This window comes from Bradyrhizobium sp. Ash2021 (assembly GCF_031202265.1).
Classification (GTDB): domain Bacteria; phylum Pseudomonadota; class Alphaproteobacteria; order Rhizobiales; family Xanthobacteraceae; genus Bradyrhizobium.
The window spans coordinates 3747824-3771766 of record NZ_CP100604.1 but is presented as its reverse complement, the minus strand read 5'-3'; the positions used below and the strand labels follow the sequence as shown (position 1 = coordinate 3771766).

Below are 23943 nucleotides of genomic sequence, written 5' to 3'. Positions count from 1 at the left end.
CTAAGCGGGTCTGTCCGACGGATGCTCCGTCACCGGCTCATCATCGGCAATGGCCCGCCAGGCTGCGCCGTCGAGATCGTCATACTGCCCGCTCTTGAGCGACCAGAGAAATCCCAGCAGCCCCACGAGGCCGAGGCCAAGCGCCAGCGGCACCCAGCACTTCCATCATGACCTCGGTTGCACGACGCCGCGCGCGCGAAGCGCGTTCAGCATCACCAGCAGTGAGGAGCCGGACATCGCGACCGCCGCGATCAGCGGCGTCACGAACCCGGCAATCGCGATCGGAACCGCAAGGAAATTGTATCCGACCGCAAGCCAGAGATTCTGCCGCATCAAATACAGCGCCTTCCGCGAGAAATCGATCGCGGCAACCACGGGAGCGAGCGGCTTGCCGAGAAAGACAAGATCCGCGGTGGCCTGGCTCAGATGGGCGGCACTGATCGGCGACATCGAAACATGCGCGGCGGCGAGCGCCGGCGCGTCATTCAACCCGTCGCCGACTATCATGACCTTGAGGCCCTGCCGTTTCAGTTCTTCGATGCGCGCGATCTTGTCGGCCGGCGTGACGCCGGCGCGCCACTCGCCAATTCCGAGCGATTGCGCGGCCGCCCGGACCGCCGGCTCCCGGTCGCCCGAGACAATCTCCACCGCGATACCGCGTGTCTGGAGCGCGGCCATCATCGCCGGCGCATCCGGGCGCAGAAGCTGCCGGACCGCGAACACATAGCGGGCACCGCCCCGGCTGAACGCGACGACCGACACTTCCGGGTCCCGGATCAGAATCTCGTTGGCCAACCGGTCGGCACCGCAAAAGGACGGCCTACCCAGCCTGATCTCTTCGCCTTCGATGAAAGCACGAACGCCCTGCCCGGGCTCCTCGACTACGCCTGCCAGGGGTAATCGGGCGTTCGACGCACGCGCCACCGCAGCGGCCACCGGGTGATGGCTTGCGAGCGCCAACCGTCCGGCAAGCTCGAACATTTCGGGCGGAATAGCTGCGGAATTGACAACGTCGAGTTCCGGCAAGGTCAGGGTTCCGGTCTTGTCGAAGATGACCCGGTCGACCTCGCCGACCAGATCAAGGCGGCCTTGAGCGAACTCGGTGAGACCTTGAGCGGGGAAGAGGATCATGTCGAGAAACTGATCGCCGAGCGACCGATCACGACGCTCGCATCCGCTTTCGCGCTTGGCGTCGTCATCGGCTTCATGATGCGGAGGCACTAGGGTGGACAGCGAGAATGTCGTCAAAAAGATGTCGTATCTTTAGCCACGGCGTGATCGCAGCAGCGTTCGCCGGATGAACGAGAGCGCCGCGCTCTCACGGTTGACCTAGAGCTTTAGCCTGACCTCACAAATATCGTGCTCGACGGGATCCGGCTTGACCTCAAAACCGAGACTGCGGCACATCGCCAGCATGATCGTGTTTTCGGCAAGTACATCGCCCGAGATGGCTTTCAGCCCTTCGGATTTCGCGTATTCGATGATCAGTTGCATCAGCGCCCAGCCAAGTCCCCTGCCCTTGAGATCCGATCGCAGCAGGATCGCATATTCGGCGGATTCGTAGATCGAGTCCGAGTGAATCCTGACCACGCCCACCATCTCGCCGGTCACTTCGTCGAACGCGACAAAGGCCATGGCGCGGGCATAGTCGAGCTGGGTCAGGCGCGCGATGAACTGGTGCGAAAATTCCTTCATGGGCGCGAAGAACCGCAGCCGCAGATCATGGCTGGTCACGTGCCGCAACAGTTCATGGATCAGCGGTTCATCCTCGGGCAGGATCGGGCGGACGTATACCCGCCAGCCGTCCTTGACCTCGATATGACGCTGCCATTGCGACGGATACGGCCGCACCGCGAAGTTCGCAGGCCCGGAGCCTGCGAATTTCCGTTCCACGCGCCCGACAACGACACGCGCGTCGACCGCGAGCACGCCGGCCTCATCTGCCAGCAGCGGGTTGATGTCCAGTCCGCGAATTTCGGGAATGTCAGCGGCCATCTGCGCCAGCTTGACCAGGACCATCGCGACGGCATCCTCCTTGACCGCCGGCACGTCGCGGTAGGCGCGAAGCAGCCGCGAGACACGGGTACGCTCGATCAGGGCGCGCGCGAGCTGCAGGTCGAGCGGCGGAAGCGCCAGCGCCTTGTCGTTGATGATCTCGACCGCCGTGCCGCCGCGGCCGAATACGACGACAGTGCCGAAGGTCGGATCGTCGGCGAGGCCGAGAATGAGCTCACGCGCCTTCGGCCGCAGCACCATCGGCTGCACCAAAACGCCGGCGATCCGCGCTTCCGGCCGCAACGCTTTCGCCCGCGCGAGAATGTCCGACGTCGCCGCGCGAACCGCATCGGCGCTGGTGAGATTGAGCACGACGCCGCCGACATCCGACTTGTGAACGATGTCGCGCGACATGACCTTGAGCACCACGGTCGCACCTTGCGCGAACAAGCCCGAGGCGTGGGCAGCTGCCTGTTCGGCATCGGCGGCGGCGAATGTCGGCACCATCGCGATCTCATAGACGTCAAACAGCCGCTTGATTTCGATCGGATCGAGGAAATGGCAGCCATCGGCCAGCGCAGCGGCGACGACCCGCCGTGCGGCCCCGATATCGGGCGCAAACGCGCCGGGCATGGCCGGCGGAACCTGCGCCAGCGCCTCCACGACCTCACGATGCCGCACCAGATGCATAAAACCCCGTACCGCATCGTCCTCGGTCGGGTAGTTCGGTATCCCGGCGTCGCTCAGGAGATTGATGACCTTCGGTTCTGCGCCGATCCAGACCGCGAGCACGGGCTTGGCGGAGCCCTGGTGCTGCCGGCGATATTCCTGCACCACCCCCGTCACAGTCGCGGCGATATCGTCGGCGCGCGCGATCGCAGTCTGGACGTTCAGCACCAGGATGGCGTCATTGCCGGGATCGGCCAGCAACACCTCGAGCGCCGCCGCATATCGCGCGGGATCGGCGTCGCCGATGATGTCGACCGGGTTTGATCCGGACCATGTCAGCGGCAACACGGCGTTCAGTCTTTCCCGGATCGCAGGCGTGATAGCAGCGGGAATCCCACCCAGCTCGGCCAGCCGGTCGACGGCGAGCACCCCGATGCCACCGCCATTGGTCAGAATCGCGAGCCGTTTTCCCGGCGGCGACTTGAGCCGCCCGAGCGTCTCGGCACAGTCGAACAACTCGCGAAGATCCGATACCCGCAACACACCGGCGCGCTGGAAGGCCGCGTCGTAAACGGCGTCCGAGCCTGCCAAGGCGCCGGTGTGGGTCGCGGCAGCTTTGGCGCCCTGGGCCATGCGCCCGGATTTGACGACGACGACCGGCTTGATCCTTGCGGCGGCACGCGCCGCCGACATGAACTTACGGGCGTCCTTGATCGCTTCGATGTAGAGCAGGATGGCCTGCGTCTTCGGATCCAGCGCGAAGTAGTCAAGCAGATCGGCGATATCGACGTCGAGTTGATCGCCAACCGATACGATCCCGGAAAACCCGACGGCGCGCTGCGCGGCCCAGTCGACCATGCCGGCAGCGATGGCGCCGGACTGCGAGACCAACGCCAGATTGCCCATCGCGGGCATGTGCGCGGAAAAGCTCGCGTTGAGATTGACGCCGGGCATCATGATACCCAGACAATTGGGACCGATCAGCCTCATGCCGTATTTTTGCGCCGCCCGTTCGGCTGCGTCCGCCGACGATCCCGCACCATGGCCGAGCCCGGCGCTGATAATGATCGCGCCCGCGGCGCCGTGGCGGCCGGCCTCATCGATCAGTCCGACGACCGTCGTTGCCGGCACGGTGATGACCACGAGTTCCGGCGCAAAAGTCAGCTTGCCGAGGCTATCGACCGTTGTAACGCCGTCGACCTCGGCATAGCGCGGATTCACCAGGCCGAATTCGCCCTTGAAGTGCGCCTTGCGAATATTGCCAAGGATAGCCCGCCCGACGGAGCCGTGGCGCGGGCTGGCCCCGACCAGCGCGATCGAACGGGGCGACAGCAGATTTTTCAGGCGATAGGTCGACATCGGTCTCAATATCTGGCCGGTGCCGGCCCCTTGCGGACCCAGTGGCGTCTTCCGCGCCGAGGGTTCTTGAAGTCACATTGTAACCCGGCCCGGTCTCGGCCCGATGACAAATCTGGTCGCACTCCCCGTACCTTTCGCGGTCGATTTCCTGTTGAGACAGATCAAAGCCCGATCCGGCCCGGCGTGCGATCCTTAATTTGGAGTTCTTTCACCAAGGGTCATCTGAGGGAGACGTACCATGCCGGTAAATGTCGGAACGATTGATCAGTACGTGCGGATCGTGCTGGGATTGGCGCTGGTCGCATTTGCGTTGCAGGATGGCTTGTCGATTCAGGGATGGCATTGGGCCGGATTGATCGGTCTGGTGCTGCTCGCGACCGCGTTCTTCAGGAGCTGCCCACTCTATACCGCCTTGGGCATCTCAAGCCGCACGGCCCGCCAGTAACTCGGCCATCCCAGCGTTGGCTAGAAAACGCCTCACTGGAGCATCGGCTCTGATTCAATCAGAGCCGATTAGTCCTGGCACGATTGATCACCCCCGAACATAGTCGCCCGGTGCATCGGGCAAATTTCTGCCTTCCGCCGTGCCCATGCGCGGCGGCTCAGATAGCTCCCCGGACCGGGCGGCCAGCCATTTGGTCCATTCCGGCCACCACGACCCTTCGACCGGCGCTACCGTCTTTAGCCATTCGTCGGGACCGGTATAGGTTGCATGTGCCGGCTTCGTCCTGACCCGATAGCTGTGCCCCTGCTCGCTCGGCGGCGCCACGATGCCTGCATTGTGGCCGCCGCTGGTCAAAAGATACGTCACGTCCGCATCTACCAGAAGATTTATCTTGTAAGTCGATTTCCAGGGCGCGACGTGATCGCGCAGCGTGCCGGCCACGAACATCGGCGTGTGAATATCCGACAGCGAGATCGGCTTGCCCTCGACGAGGTAACGGCCCTCCGCCAGATCGTTGTCGAGGAACAGGTTGCGCAGATATTCCGAATGCATCCGGTATGGCAGGCGGGTGGCATCGGCGTTCCAGGCCATGAGGTCGCTCGGCGGCGCCCGCTCGCCTATCAAATAGTCGCGGGTCATCCGCGACCAGATCAGATCGTTCGAGCGCAGCAGCTGGAATGCGCCTGCCATCTGGGTGGTGTCGAGTACACCGTGCTGCCACGTCATGTCTTCGAGAAATGTGACCTGGCTTTCGTTGATGAACAGGGTCAGTTCACCAGCTTCAGTAAAATCCGTTTGCGCGGCCAGCAAGTTGATTGACTTCAACCTGTTGTCGCCCTCACGTGCCATGGTCGCGGCGGCGATCGACAACAATGTCCCGCCAAGGCAATAGCCCAACGCATGGACTTGACGGCCAGGTACGATGTCTTCGATGGTGGCCAACGCCGCTTCCGCCCCGAGCACGCGATAGTCGTCGAAGGCGATATCGCGGTCAGCGGCTCCAGGATTGCGCCATGAGATCATGAATACGGTAAAACCCTGGCCGGTGAGATAGCTCACCAGCGAGTTCTGCGGCGACAGATCCAGAATGTAGTATTTCATGATCCAGGCCGGCACGATCAGGATCGGCTCCGGATGTACCTTGCCGGTTACTGGATAATACTGGATCAGTTCAATCAGCTCGTTGCGGAACACGACCTTGCCGCGTGACGTGGCAACGGTTTCGCCGACGACAAAATCGCCGGCGTTGGCCGATGCCTTGCCGCCCGACAACAGGCGCATCCAGTCGCTACAAAAATTCTGCCAGCCGAGCAGAAAATTCTCGCCGCCGCTCTGGAACGCCTTCTGCAACACTTCGGGATTGGTCGCGGCGAAATTGGACGGTGCCAGCACGTTCAGCATCTGCCGGACGGAGAACTCGACGATCGCCTCGTTCTGCTTTGCAACTCCGCGCACCCCAGTGGTCGCGTTGTGCCACCATTGCTCCCCCAGCAGAAACGCTTGCGCGAATAGATTGAACGGCGGGCTTTCCCACTCCGGCCGGGCAAAACGCCGGTCCTGCGGCTGCGGCTTGATCAGCGACCAGGGCTCCTGATCGGGCTTTGGATATTGCTGTGCGGATTCGATCAGCCGCTTCGCATCCTGAACCGCCTCCTGCGAGATCTCGATCTGCCGCTGCGGCGATGCCGCCAGATGCAAGAGCCAGTCGGTGTACGCAAGCAACAGGGCAACCGGCGAAATGCCCCCTGTCAGGCGCGCCAACATCGCATGAAACGCGCGATCGGCCTGATGGGCTTCGCCTTCGGTTTGCTGGCGCGCTTGCACTGCTGTTGCCGTTACGTCACCCGCCACGGCGGGCGCAAGGCTGGACACGGCTGACGCTTCAGCCTTCGGCATGGTCGATGTCACCGGCATGGAATTCCAATCAGTTCAGCGGATGGCTCTTGAACAAGCTGGACGTAGCTTCGATCAGTCGTTCGCCATGCCTGAAAAGCCGATCGCAGTCGCGGCGTACAAACTCGATCTGGTGTTTGCTGCATTCCTCGTACATCGTCCTGATGTCCTTGACGGAATGCGCGCCGGACATCTTCGATACGAGCTCCGAGAACAGGTGCATCTCGGTCTGTGCCCGCTCAACCATCGCATTGCTGGTAAATACGAGTTCCTCGAGCATCAATTTTTGTGCTCCGAAGATGAAGTTGGCGACGCGCTGATTGGCCTTGGCCATTTGGGTGGCGGCTTCGGCCGTTGCCTGCTCTGGGCTCGCTGCATCCGCTTCTGAAAGCTCTGGCATGGACATGATGACCTCCGGTCTTGCGTTGGCTGAATTCCTACACCCCCACGTCAGCGAGCTTATTGAGCTGCATCAAACTAATCAGATCGAGTCCCCTTCAGGCCCGCTTTCTTGAGGCAAATCAACGGCCTCCTCGGGATTTTCCGGCAGGGGGGCAGAGTGGCGCCGCAAGGGCCTTGCAGCGCATCGCCCGGTCAGTGCGACATCAGCACCGGGACCGTCATCGATTCGAATATGCCGCGGGTGACGCCACCGAGGATGCGTTCTCTCAGGCGGGAGTGACCGTACCCGCCCATCACCAGCAGACCGATATCGATGTCGGCCGCGATCGACAGGATGGTGCCGTGAACATTTTCCCGGTCAGCCGTCAGCCGCTCAGCGCGCGCCTTGATGTCGCGCCGAGCGAGATGACCGACGATCTGATCCGAACGTGCTTCGTTGTCGTCGTGCCGATCCTCGTTTACGGCAATCACGGTGACGGCGTGGGCGGCGGTCAAAAACGGCAGCGCATCGCGCAACGCTCGAGCGGCCAGCCGGCTGCCGTCCCAGGCAATCCCGACATGGCGTGCATCGAGCTGTCCCTTGTGGATGTAGGGAACCATCAGCATCGGTCCACCGGAATTGAACAGAATCGCCTGCGGAATGATGTTGTCATAACTGGAATGGGAGGCTTCCGGCTGAAGCACGACCGTTAGATCATAAAGCCGCGCAAGCTCTCCCATGGTTTCTTCGGCCTCGGCGGGGATCGCCGCCAACGTCCGGGCGCCGTACGCGATATTGGCGAGCTTGGCCTCGATTTCGAACACCGAGATCGCCGCATTTGCCCTCTCGAGGGCCCGATCGTGCTCAACTCCCATCACGGCGGCGACGGCGGCGCCGCCACCTTCGACCACCATCCCGATGGCGCTCATGGATTCATAGCCGATGGCGATGGCATCGAGATGGGATCGACGCGCCGTGGCCAGCGAGACCGCCGCGTCAACCACCGGCCTGACGGATCGCTCCGTCGGAATATGAACCAGAATATTCTTGAACATGGTCGTTCTCCCAGGCATTTGCGAAGCGGCACGGTCATCACGATCAGACGTGGCCGAATGCCTTCTCGAGCTCTCTGCACATGCAAAAGTATCTGACAGTTCCGCTGCCAAGGTTGACGCACATCAAACCCGGCGAAGGCGGACTCAAGGATAGTTAGCGGTGGCATGGAAACAATACCCGTACGGTCGAGCGCGACGTCAGCGCGCCTCGACCTGCCTGAGGCCGCGATAAGCTTCGACCGCGGCCGCCAGCAGCTTCTTCTTTTGTTGTCGATAGCCCGGCGGCCGGAGATTACTTTGCTTGCCGCCTTCCGGCGGCAGCGATCCGGCACCAAGGCGGCCGAAGCGCTCCAGATCGCGAAGATCGCCCAGTACGCGCTGGAGGCGCTTTGCCGGTCGGTGCATTCGGCGGAATTCACGGTGCACGGATACCGGAACAATGTCGGTCAGCACTTCCAGCATGTATCGCAAACGTTTCGCCTTGATCCGCAGGCGGTGACGGCGCGACGCGCCCATGGTCCTGAGACGGCGCCCTTTGCGGATCAGCCGCTTATGCCAGCGGCCAAGCTTATGCTTGCTGTAGCTCCTCAGCGGCTCGGCAGGCTTGCGGCGCTCGGCCTTCTTCCAACGTGCGACCCACGGACCGCGCTCTATCCAGTCTGACAGTCCCTCCATCAGGCGCCGGAACCGTTGGGATCTCAGGCACCGAACGAGCCGGCGATGATCCCGCAACCGGCGGACATCGAGATCCTGGCCGATCGTGCCCTGGGCCCATGTCCGGTACCGCTTGCGGCCTGCATAATCCACGGCGACGTCGGTATCGCGCGCGGCGCCGAGCGATCCGTTCAGCCAGGCTATTTCCTTCTTGAGGCGGAGCCATTCCGCGTCGACCGTCATCTGCGCGAAAAAGGATACGGCCGCCCGCAACCGTGTGATGGCCACGCGGATCTGATGCACGGCTTCGGCATCGCCGGCGCACGCACTGCTGTGATGCGCAGCTATCCTTGCGGTGCAGTCCCGTGCGATACTTTGGAACGCCGCCGCGCAATCCAGCGGGACCGCTGTCAATGATGGCTTGCGCCGGCGATATGCCGGCTTCGTTTTTCCGGACTCCCGGGTCTGGCCCATTCTCATCACCGGCTATAAAGCGGGGCCGGACCAAGCGTGGAAAGCCAGGCCATGCTCCGGTGCAGCGTGTCGTCGGGGCTTCCCGAAGCATCGACCACATCCCAGTCGATCTCGCCGATCGCCGACGCCTCCTGCTTCAAGGCGACGTCCCGCGTCGCATCCGACGCGTCGTTTTTCCGTTGGGCGATCCGCGCCAGCCGCGTCGGAAGATCCGCGGTCAGGAACAGGCCAACGAAATGCGCGTTGTGCTTGCGTGCCAGATCGAACAGCCCTTTTCGCTGGGTCTCCTGCATAAACGCGGCATCGAGGACGACCGAGCAGCCCTGCGCCAAAACGCGTTGCGCGGTATTCGAAAGCACGTCGTAGACGCGCTGCGAGGTATCGGCCTGATAGGCGGTCTCCGGCAGGCCTGTGGTTTCGCTGACGTCAAACAGGCGTTTGCGAACGACATCCGAACGGACAATGACTGCGCCGGGCACGGGCTCGATGATGCCCGCAAGCCCCCGCGCCAGAAGCGACTTCCCGGTCCCGGACAGACCACCAATCGCAACCAGCAGCGGGGGCTTTGGCATGGCGAGGCGTCCTGCAAGGTCGAAATATTGCTTCGCGTCATGCCACGCCGCCTCTCCGCCCCCGGCCTGCTCGCTTTTCATAAAGAGCACGTGGGCCCGAATGGCCGCCCGCATCGAAAGGAACAGCAGTAACACGGCGAGGCCGTCCAGATTTTCGTCGGATGCCCCGGCGAGGTAGCGATTGAAGAGAATGTTTGCCGCCGCGCCATTCCCGAAATGAATCAGGTCCATCAGCGTAAATGCAAGATCGTAGAGGATATCCGTCGTGGCGATGTCCGGATCGAATTCGATCGCGTCGAACAGCAACGGCCGGCCGTCCACCAGCGCAATGTTGGCCAGATGGAGATCGCCATGGCAACGCCGCACGAAACCTTGCCTGGCGCGACGGGCCAACGTCGTTCGAAGCATCGTTACATGATCGCGGCTGCGGGCATCGAGCCGATCGATGGCTGCGCCGTCAAGCCCGCGCACGGTGTGGAATTTTGCGGTGTTGCGGTCGATGATTGGGGAGATGGAGGCGAGCCAGTTCTCGCCGCCGGCGCGCGGCGCCCTGTCGTGCGATTGCAGGATTTTGTCGGCAAGGGCGATCGCAAGCGCCGGCTCGATCGGTTGCGCCGCCGCAAGGCGATCAAGCGTCCGCTCCTCGTCGAAGCGCGCCATTTCGACCGCCCATTCGACCGGAACTCCGCTTCCGCCGATTTCAAGGGAGCCGTCGTTACGGCGTGTAATCGCGACCACGCGTCGATAGAGTTCCGACGCATTGCCGGCATTGACTTTCAATTCCTCTTCGCAGGCGCGCCTGCGTTTTTCGAGCGTCGAATAATCGAGAAATGGCAATCGTACGGCGCGCTTGATCTTCAATGCGATGCCGTCGCCGAGAAAGACAACCGAGGCGTGGGTGTCGATCCGCCTGCCGCCTTTCGCCCCGCCAAATCGGGAGCCATCGAGAAACCCGAGTACCCGGCCCTGACGGTCGGCTTCGGAGACTGTCTCAGCCTCGGCGGGAGGTTCCAGCGTCATGGCCGCAACACGGCAGCGCCGGTGATCTGTCCCGACCGCAACTTCGACAGCACCTCGTTGGCCTCTCGCAGCGGAAAGACGGTGGTATGCGTCTTAATGCCCGCTTGCGCCGCGATCGCAAAGAATTCCATTCCGTCGCTCCGCGTGAGGTTGGCTACGGAAAGAAGCTGCCGTTCCTCCCACAGGATATTGTAGGGGAAAGAAGGGATGTCCGACATGTAAATCCCGGCGCAAACGACGCGGCCTCCCTTTCGCACGGCGCGCAACGCCGTCGGCACGAGCGCGCCGACCGGCGCATAGATGATGGCGGCGTCCAGCGGAACCGAGGGCCGCTCATCCGAGCCTCCGGCCCAATCGCAGCCGATGGAAACGGCCAGGCGTTGCGCTTCGATATCACCCTCGCGCGTGAACGCATGGACCGAACGTCCCTGCCAGCGCGCTACCTGGGCGATGATGTGCCCGGCGGCACCGAAACCGTAGATACCGAGACGCCTCCCGTCTCCGGCCATGACCAGGGAGCGCCAGCCGATCAGGCCCGCGCAGAGCAGCGGCGCGATCGCGACGTCATCGCCCGCCTCGCCGAGCGGAAAGCAGTAACGGGCGTCGGCGACGAGGTGTGTGGCAAAACCGCCGTCGCGCGTATAGCCCGTGAACAGCGGACGGTCACAAAGATTTTCCCGGCCGCTCCTGCAATAGGCGCATTCGCCACAGGTGTAACCGAGCCAGGGAACCCCGACACGATCGCCGATCTTGACGGCGGCTACCCCGGGGCCAAGCACGTCTACCCGGCCGACCACCTCATGACCGGGAACGATGGGATAGCTGATACCGGGCAGTTCGCCATCCACGACATGCAGGTCGGTCCGGCACACACCACAGGCGCTAATCGCGATGCGGACCGCACCAGGTCCCGGCGCCGGATCGTTCCGTTGCTGAAACTGGAGCGGCGCGCCGGGCGCCGTCAGAACCATGGCGTGCATCGCGTGTGCCGTCCTCACCACAAGCGATCGTACCCTATCCATGGCGGCGCGGCCAAAGTTTGATCCTCATCAAACGGGCTCGATCCGGCTCCCGCTATGATGGCTTCAGAACAGGAGATTAGCCATGCGCGCCCATCAAATCATGACCCGGTCCGTCTATTCGGTCTTGCCGGAGGCTACCATCCTCGAGGCCGCGAACATCATGCTGCAGCGGCATATCAGCGGGCTTCCCGTCGTCGATGCCGCCGGAAAGCTGGTTGGCATCGTCTCGGAAGGCGATTTCATTCGCCGCAGCGAAATTGGTACCCAGCGCAAGCGGGGCCGCTGGCTCAAATTCCTTCTTGGCGCGGGCGAAGCGGCAACCGAGTTCGTTCATGAACACGGCCGCAAGATATCCGAGGTCATGACCAGAGATCCGCTGACCATCTCCGAGGATACGCCACTCGAGGAAATCGTGAAGACAATGGAGAACAATGGCGTCAAGCGCCTGCCGGTCATGCGCGGAGACAAGCTCGTCGGTATCGTGTCACGTGCCAACCTGCTACAGGCTGTCGCGACACTCGCCCGGGACATCCCCGATCCGACCGCCGACGACGATCATATCCGCCGCCGTATCGTCGACACCCTAGGGAAGAACGACTGGTGTCCGTTCGGACTCAACGTCGTCGTGCGCGACGGCATCGTTCATCTCAGCGGCGTTATCACCGAAGAGCGTTCCAGGCAGGCATCCATTGTCGGAGCGGAGAACGTTGCAGGTGTAAAGAAGGTTCACGACCATCTGTGCTGGGTCGACACCATGTCCGGAATGTATCTGGAGTCACCGGAAGACACGAACATGGCGAAGGCGAGTTAAGCCTGCTCCCGAAATGGCTGGTGCGGTTGAAGGCTGCCGCGCCGGCGTGACCGAGTACCTTCCAGTGCCCTTGCGCTGTTTCGATTGCGCACGCCGGACTTCCCTGTCAACCAGTTGGCGACAAGGTCGAAGGTAAAGCCTGGAACCTGATACTTCTGGTCATCGGTTAACCCGCAGATCGGAAACCTCCTCAGCGGGGGAGCGGCGCCTTGGCGCCCACGCATCGCTGCAAGGCGCGTATCACGTCTTCGCGTGAGATCATACCCGCCAGCCGCTGGTCGTTGTCGATCACCGGCATGCTGCGTATGCGATGATCGACCATCAGCTGAAGCACCCTGGCGAGCCTGGTGTCGGTCCCGACATAGATGAATTCCGAAGTCATGACATCAGCGACCGTGCGCTTCATCAGATCACCGTAGCGCGGCATCATGTGCGCCGGGGTGAAGATGAAACAGGCAAGATGATCGAACTTCGACACCAGCCCCACGACTTGGCCGTTTTCTTCGACCGGGTAGGTGTTGAAGTCGTCTCTTTCAAAGAGATCGCCGAGTTCGCGCAGCGTGACGTCGCGTGCTACCGTCTTGACGTCGCGCGTCATATGGTCGGCGACAATCTGGTCAATAAAGCTATCCAAGACGTGATCCTCGGTCGGGGCTCGACTCCATTCAAGCACGGCATGAGCCAGCGGCGTTGATTGAGATCAATATCAATGTGACAGCATGGAACAGCGGTTCGATGGATTGATGAGCCGTCGCGTCACGCCCCCGAGGATCCATTCGCTCAGCCGCGAGTGGCCATAAGCGCCGGCGATGACGACGCCAGCCCCTACGTCCGACGCGATCCTCTCCAGTTGCGTGGCGGCGTCGCCGCGCTGCTCGGGCACCAGTTGCGACGCACGCACGCCATGCCGCGACAGCCACGCCACGACATCCCCGACCCGCGACAGTGCCGCCGGCCGGTCGGCCTCGTCCTCGACAATTTCGGCGACGGTGACTTCCTTCGCCTGACCAAGCAACGGCAGCGCATCGCTGACCGCGCGCCTCGCCTCGGCGGTGTCCTTCCAGGCAACCAGGACGCTTCGCAGGTCCAGCCAGTCGCAGGTTTCGGGAACGACAAGCAGGGGGCGTCCCGTCTGCATCACGAGATCGCTCGGATTGACCTGCGCGAAAGGATCGGCCAAGGCGCCGCGGCTGGCTTCGCCGACCACGATGATATCGCAGGCGCGAGCCTGCCGGACGACATATCGCGTCGGAAAATCCTCGGCGCAGCGCCATTCCAATTCAGCCGCACGGTTTTGCATGGCGGCGCGAAACTCGCCTTCCAGCGCCGCCAGCCGATTTTTGACCGCGGCCCACCCCTGATCAATCAGCCTCTGGGCCGGTTCGCCTTCCGTGAAATAGAGCGGCGGAGTGAACTCGGCCGCGGCAACGCCGATTACCCTGGCACCGAAGCGTTCAGCCAGTTGCGCGGCAATTTCAAGCCGCGAGTCGTTTGGCTGGCCAAGCGCCATGCCGACCATCACCGTTGCATATTTCATTCCCGCCTCCGAATATCCACGTGGCACGATTTGTAGGAGGTTTGGTCGAGCGAGGAACTGAGGCAGATCAAGAAATCCACGATGCCGTTGACCTAAAGCAGCGGGGCGCTGACCCGCCGGTTCGGCCGACAGGGACTTGCTGCAAAGCAGTGGCTTGCCATCGGGCATCTTGGTATTCTTCAGCGATGCCCGGCAATAAAGGCGGAACGTGACCACCATCATACATCCAGCGGCAGATGATCCCGTTCGAAACGAGCGTTTTCGGCTGGGTATCGAAGGATCCGGCATTGGCGTGTGGGATCTGGACCTTTCGACGCACCGGCTGCTTTGGTCGGATACGACCAGGACACTCTTTGGCGTACCTCGGGACCTGCCCCTTACTTACGAACTGTTCCTTTCCCTTCTTGACCCGGAAGAGCGCGAAAGCACCCGGCAAGGCGTAGCGCAATCTGTCGAGACCGGCTGCGGTTTCGACATGCAATACCACGTCAACGGCCGATCGCAGTCGCGCCAATGGGTTCGCGCGCGCGGCAGCATCGTAAGGGGTGAGCAAGGAGGGCCCGGCCATCTCAGCGGAATCATGATCGACGTCGATGATCAGAAGCAGATTGAGCAAGCACTGAGAGTAAGTGAAAGTCACCTGCGGTCGATCCTCGATACCGTTCCGGATGCAATGATCGTCATCGACGGCGACGGCATCATGCAATTCTTCAGCAGCGCCGCCGAGCGGCAATTCGGCTACACGGAGCGCGAAGCGATCGGCCAGAACGTCAGCATTCTGATGCCCAATCCCGACCGCTCGCGCCACGACGGTTATCTCGCGCGCTATCGATCGACCGGCGAACGGCATATCATAGGAATCGGCCGAATCGTAACCGGTCAACGCAAGGACGGAACGACCTTCCCGATGCATCTTTCGATCGGTGAAATGCAATCCGGCGGAGCGCCCTACTTCACCGGCTTCGTCCGCGATCTGACCGAACATCAGCAGACCCAGGCGCGGCTTCAGGAACTGCAATCCGAGCTCGTTCACGTCTCGCGACTGAGCGCGATGGGAGAGATGGCGTCAGCGCTTGCGCACGAACTCAATCAGCCGCTCGCCGCGATCAGCAATTACATGAAGGGGTCGCGTCGCCTGCTGAGCGCGAGCTCCGATCCCAACATTTCAAGGATTGAAAGCGCGCTGGACCGCGCCGCCGAACAGGCCATCCGCGCCGGGCAGATCATTCGGCGTCTTCGCGATTTCGTCGCCCGAGGGGAATCCGAGAAGCGGGTCGAAAGCATTTCCAAATTGATCGAGGAAGCCGGGGCGCTTGGTCTGACCGGCGCCCGGGAGCAAGGCGTGCAGATTCGCTTCAACCTTGACTCGCTACACGATCAGGTGCTGGTCGATCGGGTCCAGATTCAGCAGGTCCTGGTCAATCTGTTTCGCAATGCGCTCGAGGCCATGGCGCAATCGTTGCGCCGCGAACTCGCCGTTTCCAATATTCCGGTTGCCGACGATATGATCGAAATCGTCGTCTCCGATACCGGATCCGGATTTGGGGACGACGTGGAGCAATGCCTGTTCCAGACCTTCTTTACGACCAAGGAAACCGGCATGGGCGTGGGCCTGTCGATCAGCCGCTCGATCATCGAGGCGCATGGCGGCCGGATGTGGGCCGAAGGCAATCCTGCGGGTGGCGCGACGTTTCGCTTCACGCTGCCGGCAGCATCGAGCGAGAGTTTGACAGATGGCGCATAGAGGAAGGGTTTATGTCATCGACGATGACGAGGCGATGCGGGATTCGCTCGATTTCCTGCTCGGTGCCGCCGACTTCAACGTCAGGCTGTTCGAGTCGGCCCTGCATTTTCTCGACGCCCTTCCCGGCGTCGACTTTGGATGCGTGGTCTCCGACGTTCGCATGCCCGGCATCGACGGCATCGAACTTCTGAAGCGCCTGAAGGCGGACCGCAACACATTCCCGGTCCTGATCATGACCGGACACGGCGATGTTCCGCTGGCCGTCGAGGCGATGAAACAGGGCGCTGTCGATTTCCTCGAAAAGCCGTTCGAGGACGATCATCTGATCGGCATGATCGATATCGCGTTGAAGCAGGCTGAATCGGACGCGCGAAGCGAGGCCGCGACGCTGGATGTAGCCGCCAGGGTCGCGAGCCTCAGCCCCAGGGAGCGTCAGGTCATGGAGGGCCTGATCGCAGGGCTCTCGAACAAGCTGATTGCCAGGGAGTATGATATCAGCCCGCGCACCATCGAGGTCTACCGCGCCAACGTCATGACCAAGATGCAGGCCGGCAGCCTCTCCGAGCTCGTCCGCCTTGCGATGCGGGCCGGCGCGATCAAGGATTGAGGAAAATCAAGTCGCCCCGCGCGCAAATGGGCTTTCATCATTCAATGGATGAATATTTCCAGATCAATCCGGGCGACGATTCCTGATGGCTTCGGTACCCTCAGCACCTGTTGTCTATGTTGTTGACGACGACACCGGCGTCCTCGGATCGCTGCGATTCCTGCTTGAAACCGACGGTTTCGACGTTCGGACTTTTCGCAGTGGCGCCGCCCTGTTGACCGGGAGCCTGGCGGGCGAGGCCGACTGCTTCGTGATCGACTACAAGATGCCGGCCATGAGTGGCATCGACCTGGCGAACCGGCTGAGAAACCGTCTCATCGGCGCCCCGATCATTCTGATTACCGGCTATCCCGATGAAAATATTCAGGAAAAAGCCGCGGCTGTCGGCATACACCACGTGCTGCTGAAGCCCCATCTCGAAGAAAGTCTCGTTGGCCGCATCAGGGGCGCGATTCGGGAAGGCCCGCCCGCGGCTCCCTGAGCTTGCACGCCCTGGCCTCCGGTAAACTACTTAGGGTGTTCGCCTTAAGATATTGAGCGAAATTTTCAGACCGGATCGCCCCGCGTAGAAATTGGTCATCGCCGCAACGGAGATGGCTCATGTTCACCCAATCGCTCAACACCTCAATTGGCTCCACCCAGGTTGTTCCGGTTCCCCCTGCCAGTCCTGACCAGTTCTGCGCCCTGACCGGGCATGCCGGCGTGGTGGCGACGGAGTTTTCGTACCGGAAGGACGAGGAGATCTACGGCGAGGATGAACCGGCCGAATATGTCTATCAGATCATCCGCGGCGCGGTTCGGACCTACAAGCTGCTTTCCGATGGGCGACGCCAGATCGGCACGTTTCATCTGCCGGGCGACATCTTCGGACTGGAATCGGGCAACAACCACCGCCTCGCGGCGGAAGCCATCATCGATACCACCGTGCGCCTGGTAAAACGCAGCAGCCTCGAGCAGGCGGCGGGCGTCGATGTCCGGGTCGCGCGCAAGCTCTGGAGCATGACGGCCGGCGAGCTCCGGCATGCGGAAGATCACATGCTGCTGCTCGGGCGCAAAAGCGCGATGGAACGCGTCGCGAACTTCCTGCTCGAGATGGATCGCCGCCTCGCCGTCGCCGGGATGATGGCGCTGCCGATGTGCCGCCGCGACATCGGCGATTATCTCGGACTGACGCTGGAGACGGTGTCACGGGCGCTTTCACAGCTCCATGGCGAGGGCGTGTTGGGATTTTCAGGCGCAAGGCAGATCGTGCTGCGCAACCGCCAGCGCCTGCGGAACATGGACGCCTGAGGCTCGGCTTCGGGCCGGTCCGGCAGCACGGAAGCAGCGCAATGATCGAAGCACAGCGCGCATCCCGGCTTCTCGTATCGAAGCGCCAAGGCTCCTTGTCCGCGCAAGGAGCCGCTCAGCGGAGCGCCCTGTCGACGCCCGGGAATGCCGCACTGCTTTTGCAGGCACCGCTCCCGCCCGCGCGTCCAATGGGCAGCGTCTACCTCCGCATCCGCGCCCGCCTGAAAGCTCTGATCGAACGGATTGACCTTACGAATTTCCCGGGATCATGCTGCGGATGATCGCGCGGCGATCCCCGTTCGCGTCAGGACGGGAATTCGGCATCGGCGATGTGAACGCGGTCGGCATGGAGCAGCCAATCCCCAACGTTCTCGGTCTTGCAAAATTTCGCCTTCGCCAACTCGGCGGCATCGGTCAGGCATGACGCCTCGATCTCGACCGAACGCTGGCAAATCTCGGCTTCGTGCCCGTTTTCGCCGAGCACGTCTTTCATGAATCGAGCGATATAATGTGCCATGTTGGGCTCCCGCCTGGTTTCGATTAACCCTCGTTTCAGTCTATGGCATGCAAAGCCGTTCGTTTTGACGCAAGTCAAACGGCAACGAATCACGCAAAATCGACAACCCCCTGTTGCGCCCCGCGCGTCGACCATGCGAGCCGCGCCGTGAGCAGCACTGCGCCAAAAGGCAAAATCCGCCGAACCAATTTCTGTCGGGGACCCCGCGATCAGCAGCGGCCTCAATTGGCTCGCGAGCCAGAGGATACTCCCATGGATGCGGGTCGCAATCACAATGTAGATCGCCCGGCCGTGCGGGCTGAAACAGCAGACCCGATCTGCCCGGATCATATTGAAAGGACCGGGAACGACCAAACACAGCGCATGTCTGTACCGCACGCCGGTAAAAGGGCCGGTGCAAACACGATCTCCACGCCGGCACCACCGCCCGGCACTGTGAGCAATACTGCCCCAAGCGCCGACGATCGACGGACCGGGCCAAGAGCCCTGACCCATTCGTTAGCTCCGGCCGGTGAGCAGCCGGCCGAAAGCGATTGAGAAACCGAGGAAGGCCGCAGCCCACGCCAAGGCGGCAAGATGCAGCAACGGTTCGTAATGCGATGGATCGACGGCCGCGCAAATTCGCGCGCGAGTCCGATCGCGGGCCGGAAGATCCGCAAACCCATGCCTTCGGCCTGCCGCCGCGCAATCTCGGGTTCCGGCTGGTTCGTGAGCCGAAGGCTTCGGCAGTATCGGCTTTGCCCGAAAGCTGCGCGAACAGCTCCAGCCGGTCCAGATCCACGTCCAAGCCAGGGCAATTTAATTCTCCCCTTCTCCCCGAAGTAAGCAACTAGCGCAACGTCAGTTTTGCTGTACAATTTATCCGGTTAGAACCGTGGTGCAACGTCCTGTGCGCGAACGCCAAATGACGGGGGTGTACAGCCTGTGAACCCGTTCACGTTCGATGTGGCACGCCGAAACCGCTCACAGCCCGGTTCGGGAGGTTTCTCGATCTGCATTTACGAGTCACGGGTCGCGAACGCGGCTCATCAGATAAAGGGGCAAGCACATCCACCGATAATCGCACAACCAGATGGATTTCGGGCATGACCAAGGGAGAGGCCGATGGCTTTAGATGCGAAGCAGCTACTCCAAATGTCGCAACAACAGCTCGACGCGCTATTCAGCGCGCATGATGCCGGGCCGATCCCGGACGGCGAAGCCAAGGGCACCGCGATCATCGCGCCCGGCACGTCGTTCAGCGGCGCGATCGCCGAGTTCATCAACATCTTCGCCTGGCAAGGCAAGGTGTTCGACGCCAAAGCCGGGCTGCTGCGAAACCACATTCTGGTGCTCGGCCTGAAGGCTATCATCGCTCGCGTCTACAAGGCGCCCAGCTTGCTCGACGGCAAGGAATGCATCGTTCTCGATTATTCGGAGACATCGCTGGTCGCGTCGCACATTCGCGACGAAATTCGCATGATCGAACCCGGGTTCTATCTCGGCAAGGTTTACTGGGACAAAGCCCGGTTGATCGATTTTTCGCTCGACTTCAGGACCTAAAGCCGGATTGGCGGCATGATCCCGCAAGACAGTTTTATCATCGTCACAAAGATCGATCCTGTTCAGCTCGACAAGCTGAGATCGCTGCTCAAGACCATGACCTTCGCCAACCGCACAGGCATGGCGGATCCCGACAACCCGCTGGTACGGTTTCGCGACTTCGACGAGATCCACTTTGCGCGGTTCGTCGTGCTCGCGGACAACACGTTGAACGATCGTGCCGATTATCCGCAGCTTCCAAGTAGGGAGCCGTTCTACCTCTGCTTCATGGTGGATTGCGACGGCTCGGCGGATGAGCTGTTGGCGCGCATGGCACAAAGGCCGGACGGATTGCGGACAATCTTCGGTCATTGCGAGGAGTTTGGCCAAACCACCGACCTGCTCGGCTGGCTCCGCGCGCGCCGCGTAAAGCCCGCAGCTTCCTACGTCAATTGGGTCGGACGCAGCGTCGGTCAGGTGCGGGAAGAGGCGCGGTTGCACGATCTGTTGCGCGCTGCGCTATCGGGGATCGAGGAGAGTGAGCCTCAGAAGATTCTCGTCCGCTTGCGGCAGTCGATTATGTTGCCCGAGCCGCTGAAGCCGGCGCCTCCGACGCCCCTCTCCTGGCGCATTCGTAACTTGGCGCATCTGTTGCTTCCGTTCGTGGTCGCGTTGGTCTGCCTCGCATTGTTTCCAATCATCACGATCGTGCTGCTGGGCATCGGCTCAGTGCTGTTTGCCGTCGCATTGCGCAGGCAAGAACAAACGGACAAATTCGTCAAACAACTTTACGACGCCGACTGGGTCGCAGAGCTTCGCAAGAGCGAGGATCATGATGTAACCAACCAGTACACCGCGATGGGCTCCATCAAGCCGGCATGGTTTCGTCTCAGGACCGAGAAGGCGATCCTTTACGGAATCAATTGGGTGGCTCGCCACATTTTCACGCGCGGATCGCTCGCGCGCATCGGCACGATACATTTCGCCCATTGGGTGTTTCTGGACCAGGGCCGCCGCGCCTTCTTCTGCAGCAATTACGACGGCGGTCATGAAGCCTATATGGACGACTTCATCAACAAAGCCGGCTTTGGGCTGAACCTCTCGTTCTCGAGCGGCATCGGCTATCCCACTACCAACTGGCTCCTCGCCCGCGGGGCATGGCTGGAGCAGGAATTCAAGCACTTCCAGCGCCGCCATCAGATTCCCACGGACGTCTGGTACAAGGCCTATCCTGGGCTGACCGCCCACGATCTCGCCCGCAACAGCCGCATCCGCAACGGGTTCGAAAAAGCGGCGATGAGCTACGACGAAATACGCCGATGGCTGGCCGAAATATGACGGCGCGAGAAACCAACATGCGACGTGAGATCGACGCAACCGACATCCAGGCGATCGCCCGAACCGCCTTCGGCTCGTACAAGAGCGCAAGATACATGCTGTTGCGCGTTGTCGAGCCCAGTGCCGCGCGTCAATGGCTGCGCGGCCTTACCCCGACGAGCCTTGCGAAAATGTCTCTGAAAGAGCTACCTCCCGAAATCAGCCAGATGGCCTTTACGGCGGAAGGCTTAAGGGCACTGGGCATCAAAGACACGATCCTGCAGCAATTCGCGCCCGAGTTCGTCGACGGCATGGCAAACAATGACAATCGCTCTCGGCGATTGGGCGACACCGGGGCAAATGCGCCGACGAACTGGTGTTGGGGCGTCGGCGAGAAGGAACCGCACATCCTGCTGATGCTGTTTTCGAGCGTGGAACAGATCGAAGCGTTCACCGACAGGATGCTGGATCAGGCGCTTGCCGCCGGACTGTCCAAGATTGATATCCTTTCGGACAGCGACATGGACAACACGGAGCCGTTCGGATTCCGCGACGGAATTTCGCAGCCTACATTCGACTGGGATCGCCCTCGGATCCCCGGCACCAAGGCCGATCAGGACTACACCAATCTGTTGGCGCTGGGCGAACTTCTCCTCGGCTATCGAAACGAATATGGCCTGCTGACAGACCGCCCGCTGCTCGCCGCAAGCGAAAAAAATGTCGACATCTTGCCGAAAGATTTGACGGATCATGGGGACCTTGGCCTGAATGGCAGCTACCTGGTCTATCGTCAGCTCGCCCAGGATGTCGCAGGCTTCTGGCGATGGGTCGCCGACGAGGCCGCGCGTTCCGGAATAACAAAAGAGCAGCAGGCCGAGTCGATGGTTGGGCGCAAGCTTGACGGCAGTCCCCTCCCCGACCTCCCCGTCGGCCGGTCGATTCCCGGCGTCGACGAGCGCAACTCCGATCTCAACGGCTTTCTGTTCGATACCGATCCGGATGGACTGAGCTGCCCAGTCGGCGCGCATATTCGTCGCGCCAATCCGCGTACCGGCGATATGCCCGGCGGCAGGAAGGGGCCGCTCGACAGTCTGCTGACCATGCTGGGGCTGACCACGCGCCGCGATCGCCGCCCGACTTCGTCCACGCTTCCCTGGCGGCGCAATACGACGGTGTGGCCTTTTATTCGATCCGAGGATGATGCGGTGGCTTCGGCCCGCTTTCATCGTATCCTGAGACGCGGCCGGGAATATGGCCCGAAGCCCGATCCCGACCTGGGGCACGATCCCGCGATCCCCGCTCCGGAGACCGGTATCCACTTCCTTTGCCTCAACGCCAATATCGCGCGGCAATTCGAATTCGTTCAGGGCGCCTGGATCGCCAGCGCGAAATTTGCTGCACTCGCCGGGGAGCAGGACCCGTTGCTCGGCAACCGTGAACCGTTTCCGACCACCCCGATCGCCGGGCCGCAGCCCACCGACGGGTTTTCGCGCCCGGCCGCCCCACCCCATTGCCGGCACGCTAGCGGCCTTCCGCAATTCGTCCGCGTGCGCGGCGGCGCCTATTTCTTCCTGCCGGGCCTAGCTGCCCTGAGGTGGATCGCCAGCGATTGACCCGCCGTCGAACCGTTCGTCGCCGTTCGGCTCGATGTGGATTGCGCCATTCATCTTCTGACGAAACGTTGCCAGTTCGTCATACATCCGCTTACGCGCCCGGCTCTGGTTGCCGAGCGGACGATGCTCCGGCAGGCAATGCCATGGATTGAACTTCAGATTGCGGGTGAAGGCGAATTGCGCGGGGCTGTCGAATTCCTGTCGCGGGATTCGTAAAGTTGCCACCGGTACGCGCGGAGACAGGCGCTCGGGCCAAAGCACGGCGTTGTTTTCGATCGGCATCAAAAAGGCGTCGGTCTGCAGCTGAACGCGCATCTCAAATTCGACGTCCATCTCCTTGAGGGTGCTGATCATGTTGTCGCGCAAATAATTGTCGGGTGGACGCAGCGGCAGCCGCGGGATCCTGCGGTGGACATTGGTCTTGGACCTGAAGCTGTATTGCATCGCCTGGTGCGGTCCCATGAGATAGGGAACGCAGCTGTAAAAGGTGGCGCCGAGCGGGTTGGTCTGGGTCTCGTTCCAAAGGCCTTGCATTGCCATGTCCAGCAGATGGGTCCCGCGAAAATCCATAAAATAGAACGCCGGCAGATGGCGGCGGCTCCAATATTGCAGCCGTGCATTGGCCTTGATGTCAGGCGTCACGAACGTCGGCGTGCAAACCGCCGTGAAGTCCTGCGTGTGCGTTTCGTCTTTCCACAGCTTGTCGCCCTCAACGCCCATCACTTTGACGCTGATGCTGACAAACCCGACGTCGTCGATATCCGGTTCGATATGCGGGCCGGGACCGGAAAAACGGACCCAGCACCGGTAGGTCTTTGGCGTCGCGAACAGGCCATGCCGGAAGGCTTCCGGCAGATTGTCGGCAATGGTCAATTCGCCGCGCACGAGGCCATGGGTCTTGGTGTTGCCGGCGCGCTCGAAGCCGCCGGGCGGGAAATCGATCACCAGATGACGCCGCATCTCGTCGATCATGGTCTGGACATCCTGATCCTCGCCCGGCTGCGGCGTCTCCTCAGCCAGCGCGACGTCCTCGCGGCTTCGCATGAGATTGATCAGTGCTGTGAGGAGCCGCGCGATCGGTTCGCGCAGCAAATAGTTAAACGCCGGCCGCAGAAAAGGCTGCTCGAACCGCCGTTCGAAATGCAGCAGGATATCGATGATACGGTGCAGGAACCTGAGAAGCATCGCCAGTCTCTCCCCAGCAGACGCCGCCTTGAGTACCGCCAATCGTCGTAAGCTTTCGGACTCGCGGACGCCCGCAAAACAATACGCGAAGAAACGCTTCAACCGTAGCTTTCAGTCGACATTGCCACGGACCGACGCGAAACACAAAACTCTGCGCGCCGCGATGCAACCGGTCTTAGGTCGGGTTTTTCTCGTTCGCGTTCCGTAAACATTTGAATTTGGTCGCACTTCGGAGGAATCGGCAGGAAAATCAGCCTCCTC

At 61.7% G+C, this 23943-nt stretch carries 21 protein-coding genes and 1 pseudogene; 9 read left to right on the top strand and 13 right to left on the bottom strand.

Annotation, left to right across the window (positions count from 1 at the left end; translation table 11 throughout):
* The 3 genes and pseudogenes from ccoS to NL528_RS17815 all read right to left on the bottom strand — a co-directional run bounded on the left by ccoS (position 1) and on the right by NL528_RS17815 (position 4023).
* Positions 1 to 153, bottom strand: coding sequence for a cbb3-type cytochrome oxidase assembly protein CcoS (gene ccoS, locus NL528_RS17825; RefSeq protein WP_309183996.1), 153 nt, complete (start codon positions 151 to 153; stop codon positions 1 to 3).
* 12 nt (positions 154 to 165) lie between these two features.
* A pseudogene (locus NL528_RS17820) lies at positions 166 to 1068 on the bottom strand (HAD-IC family P-type ATPase); the annotation flags it as partial.
* Positions 1069 to 1329: 261 nt separating this feature from the next.
* Positions 1330 to 4023, bottom strand: a complete 2694-nt coding sequence (locus tag NL528_RS17815; RefSeq protein WP_309183995.1) for a bifunctional acetate--CoA ligase family protein/GNAT family N-acetyltransferase — start codon at positions 4021 to 4023, stop codon at positions 1330 to 1332.
* 238 nt (positions 4024 to 4261) lie between these two features.
* Between NL528_RS17815 and NL528_RS17810 the strand changes: the two genes are divergently transcribed.
* Complete coding sequence (locus tag NL528_RS17810) at positions 4262 to 4468, top strand: DUF2892 domain-containing protein (RefSeq protein WP_309183994.1); 207 nt, start codon at positions 4262 to 4264, stop codon at positions 4466 to 4468.
* 87 nt (positions 4469 to 4555) lie between these two features.
* Here the strand turns inward: NL528_RS17810 and NL528_RS17805 are convergent, their stop codons facing one another.
* The 6 genes from NL528_RS17805 to NL528_RS17780 all read right to left on the bottom strand — a co-directional run bounded on the left by NL528_RS17805 (position 4556) and on the right by NL528_RS17780 (position 11498).
* Complete coding sequence (locus NL528_RS17805) at positions 4556 to 6364, bottom strand: PHA/PHB synthase family protein (protein WP_375144024.1); 1809 nt, start codon at positions 6362 to 6364, stop codon at positions 4556 to 4558.
* Positions 6365 to 6392: 28 nt separating this feature from the next.
* The gene (locus NL528_RS17800; RefSeq protein ID WP_309183992.1) at positions 6393 to 6767 is read right to left on the bottom strand and encodes a hypothetical protein; all 375 of its coding nucleotides are present in this window, start codon (positions 6765 to 6767) and stop codon (positions 6393 to 6395) included.
* A gap of 188 nt (positions 6768 to 6955) precedes the next feature.
* Positions 6956 to 7798 (bottom strand): universal stress protein, encoded by an 843-nt coding sequence (locus NL528_RS17795; protein ID WP_309183991.1) that lies wholly within the window; start codon positions 7796 to 7798, stop codon positions 6956 to 6958.
* Between the two features lie 198 nt (positions 7799 to 7996).
* On the bottom strand, positions 7997 to 8926 hold the full coding sequence (locus tag NL528_RS17790; protein WP_309183990.1) for a CHAD domain-containing protein: 930 nt from the start codon (positions 8924 to 8926) through the stop codon (positions 7997 to 7999).
* 5 nt (positions 8927 to 8931) lie between these two features.
* A complete protein-coding gene (locus NL528_RS17785) occupies positions 8932 to 10518 on the bottom strand; it encodes an AAA family ATPase (RefSeq protein ID WP_309183989.1) in 1587 nt (528 codons plus the stop codon).
* Complete coding sequence (locus NL528_RS17780; protein ID WP_309183988.1) at positions 10515 to 11498, bottom strand: zinc-dependent alcohol dehydrogenase family protein; 984 nt, start codon at positions 11496 to 11498, stop codon at positions 10515 to 10517. The genes NL528_RS17785 and NL528_RS17780 overlap by 4 nt, the downstream gene beginning before the upstream one ends.
* A 124-nt stretch (positions 11499 to 11622) precedes the next feature.
* Here NL528_RS17780 and NL528_RS17775 point away from each other — a divergent pair, with 124 nt between their 5' ends.
* Positions 11623 to 12351 carry a CBS domain-containing protein gene (locus tag NL528_RS17775; protein WP_309183987.1) on the top strand — a complete coding sequence of 243 codons (729 nt, stop codon included), beginning with the start codon at positions 11623 to 11625 and terminating at the stop codon, positions 12349 to 12351.
* Positions 12352 to 12541: 190 nt separating this feature from the next.
* Here NL528_RS17775 and NL528_RS17770 read toward each other — a convergent pair whose 3' ends face one another.
* Both NL528_RS17770 and NL528_RS17765 read right to left on the bottom strand, forming a co-directional pair.
* The gene (locus NL528_RS17770) at positions 12542 to 12949 is read right to left on the bottom strand and encodes an HPP family protein (RefSeq protein WP_375144023.1); all 408 of its coding nucleotides are present in this window, start codon (positions 12947 to 12949) and stop codon (positions 12542 to 12544) included.
* A 108-nt stretch (positions 12950 to 13057) separates the two neighbouring features.
* A complete protein-coding gene (locus tag NL528_RS17765; protein WP_309183984.1) occupies positions 13058 to 13888 on the bottom strand; it encodes a universal stress protein in 831 nt (276 codons plus the stop codon).
* Positions 13889 to 14096: 208 nt separating this feature from the next.
* Here NL528_RS17765 and fixL point away from each other — a divergent pair, with 208 nt between their 5' ends.
* The 4 genes from fixL (at position 14097) to NL528_RS17745 (ending at position 17529) form a co-directional block, all read left to right on the top strand.
* Positions 14097 to 15632 carry a sensor protein FixL gene (gene fixL, locus NL528_RS17760; protein ID WP_309183983.1) on the top strand — a complete coding sequence of 512 codons (1536 nt, stop codon included), beginning with the start codon at positions 14097 to 14099 and terminating at the stop codon, positions 15630 to 15632.
* Positions 15622 to 16239: a response regulator FixJ gene (fixJ, locus tag NL528_RS17755; protein WP_074280998.1), complete on the top strand. Its 618-nt coding sequence runs from the start codon at positions 15622 to 15624 to the stop codon at positions 16237 to 16239. Before fixL ends, fixJ begins: the two co-directional genes overlap by 11 nt.
* 85 nt (positions 16240 to 16324) lie before the next feature.
* On the top strand, positions 16325 to 16720 hold the full coding sequence (locus NL528_RS17750; protein WP_309183982.1) for a response regulator: 396 nt from the start codon (positions 16325 to 16327) through the stop codon (positions 16718 to 16720).
* Between the two features lie 119 nt (positions 16721 to 16839).
* Positions 16840 to 17529 (top strand): helix-turn-helix domain-containing protein, encoded by a 690-nt coding sequence (locus tag NL528_RS17745; protein ID WP_309183981.1) that lies wholly within the window; start codon positions 16840 to 16842, stop codon positions 17527 to 17529.
* Positions 17530 to 17833: 304 nt separating this feature from the next.
* Here the strand turns inward: NL528_RS17745 and NL528_RS17740 are convergent, their stop codons facing one another.
* A complete protein-coding gene (locus NL528_RS17740) occupies positions 17834 to 18046 on the bottom strand; it encodes a hypothetical protein (protein ID WP_309183980.1) in 213 nt (70 codons plus the stop codon).
* A gap of 1104 nt (positions 18047 to 19150) precedes the next feature.
* On the opposite strand from NL528_RS17740, the gene NL528_RS17735 reads away from it, so the two are divergent.
* The 3 genes from NL528_RS17735 to NL528_RS17725 are packed head-to-tail and all read left to right on the top strand — an operon-like array spanning position 19151 to position 22497.
* Positions 19151 to 19588, top strand: coding sequence for a hypothetical protein (locus NL528_RS17735; RefSeq protein WP_309183979.1), 438 nt, complete (start codon positions 19151 to 19153; stop codon positions 19586 to 19588).
* Between the two features lie 15 nt (positions 19589 to 19603).
* Entirely contained in the window at positions 19604 to 20905 is a 1302-nt protein-coding gene (locus NL528_RS17730) for a hypothetical protein (protein WP_309183978.1), read from the top strand.
* Positions 20906 to 20922: 17 nt separating this feature from the next.
* Positions 20923 to 22497 (top strand): peroxidase, encoded by a 1575-nt coding sequence (locus tag NL528_RS17725; protein ID WP_309183977.1) that lies wholly within the window; start codon positions 20923 to 20925, stop codon positions 22495 to 22497.
* Here the strand turns inward: NL528_RS17725 and NL528_RS17720 are convergent.
* The gene (locus NL528_RS17720) at positions 22465 to 23682 is read right to left on the bottom strand and encodes a catalase family protein (RefSeq protein ID WP_309183976.1); all 1218 of its coding nucleotides are present in this window, start codon (positions 23680 to 23682) and stop codon (positions 22465 to 22467) included. The two genes, NL528_RS17725 and NL528_RS17720, sit on opposite strands and share 33 nt — an antisense overlap.
* Positions 23683 to 23943: the final 261 nt, after the last annotated feature.

Coding starts and splice junctions, on each gene's coding strand:
- NL528_RS17720 (WP_309183976.1), bottom strand. CDS start 23,682: ATGCTTCTCAGGTTCCTGCACCGTATCATCGATATCCTGCTGCATTTC.
- NL528_RS17780 (WP_309183988.1), bottom strand. CDS start 11,498: ATGCACGCCATGGTTCTGACGGCGCCCGGCGCGCCGCTCCAGTTTCAG.
- NL528_RS17745 (WP_309183981.1), top strand. CDS start 16,840: ATGTTCACCCAATCGCTCAACACCTCAATTGGCTCCACCCAGGTTGTT.
- NL528_RS17765 (WP_309183984.1), bottom strand. CDS start 13,888: ATGAAATATGCAACGGTGATGGTCGGCATGGCGCTTGGCCAGCCAAAC.
- NL528_RS17810 (WP_309183994.1), top strand. CDS start 4,262: ATGCCGGTAAATGTCGGAACGATTGATCAGTACGTGCGGATCGTGCTG.
- NL528_RS17770 (WP_375144023.1), bottom strand. CDS start 12,949: ATGACGCGCGACGTCAAGACGGTAGCACGCGACGTCACGCTGCGCGAA.
- fixJ (WP_074280998.1), top strand. CDS start 15,622: ATGGCGCATAGAGGAAGGGTTTATGTCATCGACGATGACGAGGCGATG.
- NL528_RS17775 (WP_309183987.1), top strand. CDS start 11,623: ATGCGCGCCCATCAAATCATGACCCGGTCCGTCTATTCGGTCTTGCCG.
- NL528_RS17815 (WP_309183995.1), bottom strand. CDS start 4,023: ATGTCGACCTATCGCCTGAAAAATCTGCTGTCGCCCCGTTCGATCGCG.
- NL528_RS17800 (WP_309183992.1), bottom strand. CDS start 6,767: ATGTCCATGCCAGAGCTTTCAGAAGCGGATGCAGCGAGCCCAGAGCAG.
- NL528_RS17785 (WP_309183989.1), bottom strand. CDS start 10,518: ATGACGCTGGAACCTCCCGCCGAGGCTGAGACAGTCTCCGAAGCCGAC.
- NL528_RS17790 (WP_309183990.1), bottom strand. CDS start 8,926: ATGGGCCAGACCCGGGAGTCCGGAAAAACGAAGCCGGCATATCGCCGG.
- NL528_RS17725 (WP_309183977.1), top strand. CDS start 20,923: ATGCGACGTGAGATCGACGCAACCGACATCCAGGCGATCGCCCGAACC.
- NL528_RS17805 (WP_375144024.1), bottom strand. CDS start 6,364: ATGCCGAAGGCTGAAGCGTCAGCCGTGTCCAGCCTTGCGCCCGCCGTG.
- NL528_RS17735 (WP_309183979.1), top strand. CDS start 19,151: ATGGCTTTAGATGCGAAGCAGCTACTCCAAATGTCGCAACAACAGCTC.
- NL528_RS17795 (WP_309183991.1), bottom strand. CDS start 7,798: ATGTTCAAGAATATTCTGGTTCATATTCCGACGGAGCGATCCGTCAGG.
- NL528_RS17730 (WP_309183978.1), top strand. CDS start 19,604: ATGATCCCGCAAGACAGTTTTATCATCGTCACAAAGATCGATCCTGTT.
- NL528_RS17740 (WP_309183980.1), bottom strand. CDS start 18,046: ATGGCACATTATATCGCTCGATTCATGAAAGACGTGCTCGGCGAAAAC.
- NL528_RS17750 (WP_309183982.1), top strand. CDS start 16,325: ATGGCTTCGGTACCCTCAGCACCTGTTGTCTATGTTGTTGACGACGAC.